The organism is Streptomyces sp. NPDC053431 (genome assembly GCF_044544925.1).
Taxonomy (GTDB): Bacteria; Actinomycetota; Actinomycetes; order Streptomycetales; family Streptomycetaceae; genus Streptomyces.
In genome coordinates this window covers 1-613 of the sequence record NZ_JBITXX010000062.1, presented here as the reverse complement: position 1 = coordinate 613, position 613 = coordinate 1, and the positions used below count along the sequence as shown (strand labels likewise).

At 71.5% G+C, this 613-nt stretch carries 1 protein-coding gene; it reads right to left on the bottom strand.

Annotated features, from left to right (window positions below; translation table 11 throughout):
• Positions 1 to 148: 148 nt before the first annotated feature.
• Positions 149 to 613 (bottom strand): proprotein convertase P-domain-containing protein (locus ACIGXE_RS37505; RefSeq protein ID WP_399754641.1); only part of this gene is annotated, 465 nt, incomplete at its 5' end.

Here is a 613-nt window from a genome sequence, read left to right as displayed (position 1 = left end):
CGCGCGTTGTGTTGTGGTGGGGGGCGGGGGCGGGGGGTCCCCCCCTCCGGGTGGTGTGTTACTTTTGTGGGGCCCCCGGGGGGGGGGGGGGGGGGGGGGGGGCCCCCCCCCCCCCCCCGCCGGTCACTTCAGCGGGGCCGCTCCCGATTTACGGGAATGTCAGCTTGAAGCTGTTGATGTAGCCGGTGTCGTACGACGCCTTGTCCTGCACCCGCAGCTTCCAGGCGCCGTTCGCGACCTCGCTGGACGCGTTGACGGTGAACGTCTGCTGGATGTTGTCGGCGCTGCCGCCGGAGCGGTTGTGCAGGTTGTAGACCGAGCCGTCCGGGGCGATCAGGTCGACGACCAGGTCCCCCTTCCAGGGGTGGATGATGTCCACGCCGACCGCGAGGTTGCTCGGGGCGTTGCCGATGATGCCGGAGACGTTGACCGTCGAGGTCACCGCCGCGCCCGGGTAGTCCGGGATGGACACGTTGGCGGTGTTCTCGAATACCTTGCCGCCGGGGCCACCGGGGCGCGAGCCGACGTTGATGGCGGCCCAGGCGTTCTCCACGGCCGTGACCTCGGCGCTGCCGGCGCCGTACAGCTCGGTGGCCGCCGCGACGGTGCCCGT